This is a genomic window from Candidatus Villigracilis vicinus (assembly GCF_016702885.1).
In the GTDB taxonomy this organism is placed as follows: domain Bacteria; phylum Chloroflexota; class Anaerolineae; order Anaerolineales; family Villigracilaceae; genus Villigracilis; species Villigracilis vicinus.
This window is the reverse complement of the sequence record NZ_JADJDD010000017.1, coordinates 89,542-97,085: the sequence shown is the minus strand read 5'-3', so window position 1 is coordinate 97,085 and position 7,544 is coordinate 89,542. Positions and strand designations below refer to the sequence as shown.

Genomic DNA, 7,544 nt, shown 5'->3' with positions numbered 1-7,544 from the left:
ATCGGCTACTTCTTTGATAACTTTCTTCTTTTCCACCAATGTCCGCAGGCGCTCGATGTTGGCTTGCGAGTATTTTGCTTTTGGCTTGCGCGGCGAAAATCGCTGGACGGTATGCTCGTCGTCTAATGTCTTGATGATGGAGTCGATCCAGCCGAAGCACAGGGCTTGCTCCACGGCGTCGTTGTATTCGATGCGCGGCTTGCCTGTCGCTTTCTTGGGGTAGACCAGCCAGATTTCAGTCTCAGTTTTGTGATGCTGCTTGAGCCAGTTCCGCCAGTCTTTGGGGTTGGTCAGGTAGAGCGTGTTTGAGATTTTCACTTGGTTTCTCTTTGTAGATACGATTCTCAAAGTATAAGGGCAAAGATGCTCTTCCGCCCACTCAAGTGGTGGTCAGGTAAAATCAAACAATGCCTACCTCAACCGAACTTCTCATCCTTCCCTTTGAATCCAAAAAGAAATTTGCAGAGTGGCTTGCCAAGAATCACGACAAGTCCGCGGGCTTGTGGTTGAAGATCGCCAAGAAAGCGACGGGGATTCCCACAGTCACGTATCTTGAGGCGTTGGATGTTGCTTTGTGCTATGGCTGGATCGATGGTCAGAAGGGGAGCTTTGATGAGCAGTATTTTCTGCAGAAATTTACACCGCGCAGACCGAAGAGCATTTGGTCGAAGATCAATGTGGAGAAGGTGGCAGGTCTGATCGCGAGTGGGGAGATGAAACCGTCGGGGTTGAAAGCGGTTGAAGCGGCGAAACAGGATGGGCGTTGGGCTGCAGCGTATTCGTCGCAGAAGAATATTGTCGTGCCCGCAGATTTTCAGTCCGCGTTGAATAAAAATAAAAAAGCCAAAGCCTTTTTTGAGACGTTGACAGGTTCGAGACGTTATTCGTTTCTATTCAGAATTGAAACGGCTAAGAAAGCCGAAACGCGCGAGAAGCGCATCCGTCAATTTGTGGAGATGTTAGCGAACGGTGAGACGTTATAAAGAGACGGTCATCTCAAGAGGACCGTCTCTTTATAAATTATGCTTCTTCGAATTTCACCGTCGCCTTGCGGACGATATCGAGCAGTTCTTTGAGTGGTTGAATAAAAGCGATCGTGTAGAGCGCGAACCCGATACCATACAGCACATTCTCGATCGGAGAAAAGATGCTGATCCAGATGATCAATCCGCCGAGGGTGAGCAGGGTGAGTGTGAGCCAGCTTCCGCCGAGCGCGGGATTTTTCTCCTTGAGCAGGGTGCGGCGGAAAATGTACGGGATGAGGGCAATGCCAAATTGGAAAACCCAGCCATAAATTAAAGGTTGAGGCGCTGTCGATTCGACAGGTCCGCTTGGGATGAGCTTCAACAAGATCGTGGGGGCAACCAGCACGGGCATCAAGATCCACGCATACGAAGCGACCAAATGCCAGCCGCCTGCCTGAGAGAGATGTCCGCTTGCTTTGAGGGCGCGTATCATCAAAACGACCAGCCAGATCGTCCCTGCCAAATGCAGGAGCAAGCCAGCCACTGTGGGCGGTTCGCTGATGCTGGCGGGAATCCACGGACCAAGGATGATGCCGAATGCGCCGAGGGTCATGCCCCAGTAGATGGAGTCAATGGCTTTCTTTTCGCCGAGCGGTTTTCCTGTGATCATTGGGGTGAAGTCCACGAGCAAGCCCGCAAAGACCAGTGACATGAAGCCCCACGAGTTGGCATGGATGTGAACTTCAAGCGGTACACGGATGTGCAGCGCCTCGCTCCAATTCAGGAACAAGCCTGTGCCAAGGATGATGCCCAGTAAAAGATAGGCGACGCCCGTGATATAGAACTTCAGGCTGGCGGGTGCTTCGTTGCCGCGCAGATTCCATAGTTCCCCAAACAAAAGCAAGGTTGCGATAAAGACCAATGTGCCGCCTGCAAAGATTTGCGGATGGTTCATGCCTGAGAAGCCTGCGATCAACAAGGCAAAGCCTGCGTTCAGCGAAAGCCAGATATCCCAACGCATGGAGGGCTTGGCTTTTTTTGCGTGGTTTGCCACCAAGGAAGGCAGCAGCCCAAAAACAACCTGCGAGAGAATTCCCAACGTAATGAAGTGGACGCGCACCCAGCGTAAGGCGGGGAAGGCTCCTGTCAGATTGAAGCTGACCAGTGAGGCATCGGCTGCGATGAACAGACCAACGAAGGTGTAAAACAATGTAGTGAAGATATAGGGGATGGACATTTTCAGTTCCTTATTTGATGGAAGTAAAGTACAACAATGCAATGATGATCAACCACACAACCAGTCGAAAGGTCATGGCGAGCAGGCTTTGTGTGGCGACCACCTCGCGAAACCCCAGTAAAAGCACTGCGGTTGCCAAGAAGTGAATTCCAAAGAAAATGATCGCCGTCAAAAGGGCAAGCGGATGATTCTTCCAGATCAGAATGGCGGGAAGCAGAACCGTCAAAATGCCCATGCCGAAGTTATAGACGGGTAGCCATGTCAAAACGTTATAGCCTGGGTTCCAACCGCGCATTGCCATTCCACCGGCAAAGATCGATAACGCGCCGATCAGAAAGGCAAGACCAGCCGCGACCCTGATGGCATTCATGCTGCCCCTTTCGAGCCAAGGAAGATGAGGCGGGTCTTTGCCGTGATGCCGCGCTTCGAACCGCCCGGCACCACTACTGTGACACCCGGTTTGATATCGAACGCTTCATCTTCAACGAACATCAAGCCTTCGCCTTCGAGGAAGTGATACATCGCCGCGCCATCGGCATGTTGCGGCAATTGCTGCCCCGCTTCCAACCCTACGACCAGCGCCTTGAAATTTTCGCTATTGAGCAGGAACTGCGGCTTCGGTCCGTCGCTTGAAAAGACCGCTTTTGATTTTGTGTCTGTGAAATAGATGTCTGGCATACGAACTCCTTTTTGATATGCCAAACTTTATCGCTTTCCCCCGCTTCGCGCCCCGACTTTTGTCGGGTTTCTCACCCCAATATTTATTCTTCCCGAATCTTGCCCCGCTCTGCCAGCCCCGCCTGATCCAAAATGCGGATCTGCTGTTTATCCATCTCGATCAGCCCTGCCTTGGTCAACTCGCGGATGACGCGACTCAAGACATCGGGGACCGTTCCGAGCCGCGCCGCCAACTCGGTCTGATTCGTCCAACGCCTGCGCTCGATCACATCCCCTTCGGCTTGGTCGAGCAACAATTGAATGAACCTCGCCTCGACCGTTTTCAACGACAGATCTGATGCCAGTGTGACGAGGCTGATAATGCGGTTTGCCATCATCTCGATGATCTGCATCCCTGTTCGTGGGTGCATCATCACGATCTCTTCCAACGCCTTGCGTGGGATCAGCCAAATACCCGATTCTTCCAAAGCGACAGCCGTGGCAGGGTTGGGCTTTTGCGCGAAGACTCCCAATTCATTGAATATCTCTCCGGCATTGAGAAAGCTCAAGACCTGTTCGCGTCCGTCGGGTGAAGTGCGCATGGCTTTGAGCGAACCATATTCCAGATAGAACAGATGCGTTTCCAGATTCCCTTCCCAAAACACCACTGCGTTCGGCGGAAAGACTTTCCACACCGCACTTTTTGCCAGCGCAGACAGAGTCTCGTCGTCGAGTCCGCGCAGGAATTCAAAGGTCTTGAGGCGTTTCAGCAGGAGGTCAGTTTGCATGATGTGATTCTATCCTTTTATACCCCTGCGCTAAATTAAGTTCTCTTCCATAGGTAGCTGCTAAAACCCGCGCTTCTGACCTTCCCACGGTGGGGCTTTGCCTGCTTTGAATTCTTCCACGCTGGGACCTTGTAACTTTGCGAGTCGCCAAAGTCCATAGATGTAACTGACGATGAGCAGCACAACGATGAACGGCCAGCCCAATAGAATTCGCTCTGTAGCGAGTGCGTTAAGTGCATTTTGTTGATAGAGCCAGAACTCAAGGGTCAGGCGTGCGGCGAATGCCACTGCCCAGAGAATGGTCACTTCGTTGTATGCGGGCAACACTTGCGGATGCCAGTACCAATTCAATGTCCAACGCCTGGCAATGAAGCTGGACCACGCCACCATGGGTCGGTTGAATGCTACGCTTACCACGCAAAGAATCACGGTTGCGGCTCCAGAAAAGAAGCCGGGTAAAAAGAATCCAGAGCCAGATCCACTCAACTTGACGAAGAGAGCCGCTAAAAGCGTTCCACCCAAGCCGCCGAGAGCATAGGTCAAGTTCTCGCGGCGGATGAGGCGGTAGGCGGCGAATCCGCCTGAGATGGCAAGCGCGCCCCAAAGCGCCGCATCCACATCGGAGATGGAATTGATCAGCAGGAACACCAATGGTGGGAAAAATGAATCAAGCAGCCTTGATCCCTGACCGGAGAGAACACCGCGCAATTCCTCCCCGAGTTCTTGCAGTTTACCCATTGGCGTGTTGCCCCATCCAGAATTTTTTCCAATCACCTTTGCTGGCGTTGAGCGCGAGGAAGGCATAGAGACTGCCTGCGAAAAATCCGAGCACCATCATTAAGATTACCCAAATGATCGAGCGGACGACGGACTTCTCGCGATAGACGATCCATGCGGAGAAGAGGATGAAGCCGGTGTATAAGTCCACCATTGAGACGATGCCCCACGGGTTTTGAAGCAGGGTAGCGCCGTCTTTCCCGAAATCTCCGGCGGTGAAGCCATAGAACAAGACGGCGGTCATGGCGAGCACGCCCAAACCGGAAATGACCTTGGCAATGTTCATGTTCATTTTGTTTTCCTTAATTCGATCTCTTGCATATTTGGAATCCTGAAGTTTTACTTCAGGCGGATATTCCGAAAGTAGAACTTTCGGAGTCCCTCATAAATTTTTGAGAGGTTTTATTTCTTTGGCGGCATGGGGACTAAGACGGATGTCCCTGCTTTGTAGGCTTCGTACTCAGGCTGACCGCCCCATTTTTCATCGGCGCGTTTTTCCAAAAGCGGCACGCCGCTGATGCGGGTGAGCAGCAGAATGATGAAGATGGGGGAGATGAGGGTCGCCCATTGCCATCCGCGCAGGACGGGCAATGCAATGATCGCAACGCCAATCCACAACACGATCTCACCGAAATAATTCGGATGACGCGACCACGACCACAAACCCGTGTTGATGAATTTACCTTTGTTTGCGGGCGTGGCATTGAATGCACTTTTCTGCCGATCTGCGATGACTTCGATGCCGAAACCGATTAGCCAAACGATTAAACCGATCACCGCAAACGCATCCAACCCGACCCGAACTGTGGATGTGATGGCTGCCAGCCCTGCCGCCACTGAAAACGAAACCCACAACCCTTGAATGGTCCACGTGAGCAGGAAGCGCGCAAAGGATGGTTTGATCTCACGGAAGCGGCGGTCTTCACCCGCGGCGCGAATGCGCATGAAGAGGAAAGAGCCCAGCCGAACCGCCCATACCAAGATGATGCCAAGCAATAGATAAGAGCGAGTGTCTACTTCGCTGCTCAAGGCAACCGCGGTCACGGTGACGATGATGTAGGTCAACCCGCCGGTCAGGTCAAAGAACGACTCGGTCTGATTCATATAAGCTGGGATAAATGCGATCCATTGAATGACGAATGCCAGCAGGATGCATAGCGCATAAAGCGGGAAACCGTTGACGGTGTAGCCGCCCTGGCTCCCGGCAAAAGCCAGTCCGGAAGCGATCAATAGAACGATAATGATTCCGATCAACGAACGTTTGGTGACAGCATTCATGTTTTTTTCCTATCGACTTAAGGGATTCCGCACATTCTATGCGGGCTTCTTCGAAATGATCACGAACCCAACGGCTCCCGGTCCCAAATGTGCGCCAATGACCGGGGTGATATCCATGGAATAGGTAACTTCTGTCGGGATTAAATGAGCAGCCATGTTGCGAAAGGCAAGGGCTTGTTCGTGAGAATTGGTGTGCAGCAAAGAGAAATGCTCAATGGGCTGACGTTCTTCCAGCATTTTCAAGAGCCGGGCTTCGGCTTTAGGGGTGGTGCGCACGCGTTCAGAGCCGGGCTGTCCATTTTGCATGGTGAGGATCGGTTTGAGCTGTAACAAACTGCCGATGCCTGCCAGAAAGGAGTTCATGCGTCCGCTGCGCCGCAGGAATTCGAGCGTATCCAAACGTGCCGCAACGAAGGTGCGCGACCGGAGATCATCCAGCGCGGCTTCGATCTCCTTCATGGACTTACCTTCTGCCGCCAAGCGAGCGGCGCGTTCCACTTGAAGACCCGTCCCCAAACTAAGCTGACCCGAATCCCGCACGGTGACGGGAATTTGTTTGAATTCCTGCGCGGCATTTCTCGCCACATTCACAGTGGCGCTTAGCTTCTCTGAAATATGAATAGAGAGGATCTCGGTAAAACCTTGATCTGTCAGAGTTTGGTATGCGTTTTTGAATGCATCTGTGCCGGGGGTTCCGGTTGTGGGATGTGCGGTATAGCCCGGCAGATTGGTATAAAAATCCTTGCGGGTGATATCTACACCGTCTAAGAATCCTTCGTTGCCAATATTGATGAACAGGGGAATAACGGTAATCCCTAGTTCATTGATAACACTTTGAGGCAGGTCGCAGGTTGAGTCCGTAACAATGGCAATAGACATGTTCTACCTAATTAAAAGGGAGTGAATAAATTGTCAATACGAGTGTAACCTATTTTAACAGTCGGAGTTCGTCAAGGTTCTTACAGGTGGTTACGTACCTTCTTTTGCAGCTTTTGCACTGCCAACTGCGCTAAGAATAACGCCGCCAAGAACTACCAAACCACCAACCAGGGCAAAGGTGCCCATGCTTTCGCCGTAGAACAAAAACACCCAAATCGGATTAAGAACCGGCTCCAGTGTGCCGATCAAATTCGCTTCCAAAGCAGGGATGTGTTTGATGCCCTGGGTGAAAAAAATGAAGGCGAACCCGATCTGAAAGATGCCAAGGAAGGCGAGGATTAGCCAGCTATTAACCGTCCATGTTTCTTTCATCACGTAGGGGAAACCGAATGCGGCTGTGACGAGGAATGCAATGAGGTTGCTTTCCGCCGGGTCGCCGTTCTTTTGGGCACGAAAGGAAACCATCATCACCGCCGAAGTTACACCGCTGAGAATGGCAAGTAGGTTGCCATAGAACCCGTCTGTGCTGAGCTTGTCGCCGAAGAAAAGTGTCAACCCCAGGAAAATGATGAGCATGGAAACCCAGTCGGTGCGGGAGGGTTTTTCACGCAGCAGCCAGAATGCCAACAAAACCACATAGATCGGCGCAGTATATTGCAGGAAGATCGAGTTGGCTGCCGTGGTCAATTTGGTCGAGGTAACGAATAAAAACTGCGTAAGGATGAACATCGCTGCTGCCAGTAATTGCCACAGGCTAAAACGGGTGGGGAGGCGGCGCATGTAAATCAGAAAGACAATGGCGGCAAAAAAACTACGCCCCGCCAGGATCGAAACGGGGTGCCAGTCTAAAATTTTTACGAATAGCCCGCTTGTGCTCCACAAAATGGCAGCAAACGCGAGATAAAGAATCGCCTTGCGGCGTTCTGAAAGAGAATCCATTATTTATCCTCACAAAAGGTTAGA

10 protein-coding genes and 1 pseudogene are annotated in these 7,544 nt (G+C 51.8%); 1 reads left to right on the top strand and 10 read right to left on the bottom strand.

All coding sequences use genetic code 11. The annotated features are described in order from the left end of the window. Positions 1-318: pseudogene (locus IPG80_RS13850) on the bottom strand (hypothetical protein); the annotation flags it as partial. 89 nt (positions 319-407) lie between these two features. Between IPG80_RS13850 and IPG80_RS13845 the strand changes: the two are divergent. Continuing rightward, positions 408-983 carry a YdeI/OmpD-associated family protein gene (locus IPG80_RS13845; protein ID WP_345107827.1) on the top strand — a complete coding sequence of 192 codons (576 nt, stop codon included), beginning with the start codon at positions 408-410 and terminating at the stop codon, positions 981-983. 37 nt (positions 984-1,020) lie between these two features. On the opposite strand, the gene IPG80_RS13840 is transcribed toward IPG80_RS13845, so the two are convergent. The 9 genes from IPG80_RS13840 to IPG80_RS13800 all read right to left on the bottom strand — a co-directional run bounded on the left by IPG80_RS13840 (position 1,021) and on the right by IPG80_RS13800 (position 7,520). Continuing rightward, complete coding sequence (locus IPG80_RS13840; protein WP_345107825.1) at positions 1,021-2,202, bottom strand: hypothetical protein; 1,182 nt, start codon at positions 2,200-2,202, stop codon at positions 1,021-1,023. A gap of 10 nt (positions 2,203-2,212) precedes the next feature. Then, positions 2,213-2,572 carry a hypothetical protein gene (locus tag IPG80_RS13835; protein WP_345107823.1) on the bottom strand — a complete coding sequence of 120 codons (360 nt, stop codon included), beginning with the start codon at positions 2,570-2,572 and terminating at the stop codon, positions 2,213-2,215. After that, positions 2,569-2,880, bottom strand: coding sequence for a hypothetical protein (locus IPG80_RS13830; RefSeq protein WP_345107821.1), 312 nt, complete (start codon positions 2,878-2,880; stop codon positions 2,569-2,571). Before IPG80_RS13830 ends, IPG80_RS13835 begins: the two co-directional genes overlap by 4 nt. A gap of 83 nt (positions 2,881-2,963) precedes the next feature. Continuing rightward, entirely contained in the window at positions 2,964-3,647 is a 684-nt protein-coding gene (locus IPG80_RS13825) for a Crp/Fnr family transcriptional regulator (RefSeq protein WP_345107820.1), read from the bottom strand. A 60-nt stretch (positions 3,648-3,707) separates the two neighbouring features. After that, positions 3,708-4,385 (bottom strand): DUF3159 domain-containing protein, encoded by a 678-nt coding sequence (locus tag IPG80_RS13820; RefSeq protein WP_345107818.1) that lies wholly within the window; start codon positions 4,383-4,385, stop codon positions 3,708-3,710. Next, on the bottom strand, positions 4,378-4,716 hold the full coding sequence (locus tag IPG80_RS13815) for a DUF1475 family protein (protein WP_345107816.1): 339 nt from the start codon (positions 4,714-4,716) through the stop codon (positions 4,378-4,380). The genes IPG80_RS13820 and IPG80_RS13815 overlap by 8 nt, the downstream gene beginning before the upstream one ends. Before the next feature lie 110 nt (positions 4,717-4,826). After that, a complete protein-coding gene (locus IPG80_RS13810; RefSeq protein WP_345107814.1) occupies positions 4,827-5,702 on the bottom strand; it encodes a DUF1295 domain-containing protein in 876 nt (291 codons plus the stop codon). 36 nt (positions 5,703-5,738) lie between these two features. Further along, a complete protein-coding gene (locus IPG80_RS13805) occupies positions 5,739-6,581 on the bottom strand; it encodes a DegV family protein (RefSeq protein WP_345107812.1) in 843 nt (280 codons plus the stop codon). Positions 6,582-6,671: 90 nt separating this feature from the next. Beyond that, complete coding sequence (locus tag IPG80_RS13800) at positions 6,672-7,520, bottom strand: DMT family transporter (protein WP_345107810.1); 849 nt, start codon at positions 7,518-7,520, stop codon at positions 6,672-6,674. Positions 7,521-7,544 lie beyond the last annotated feature (24 nt).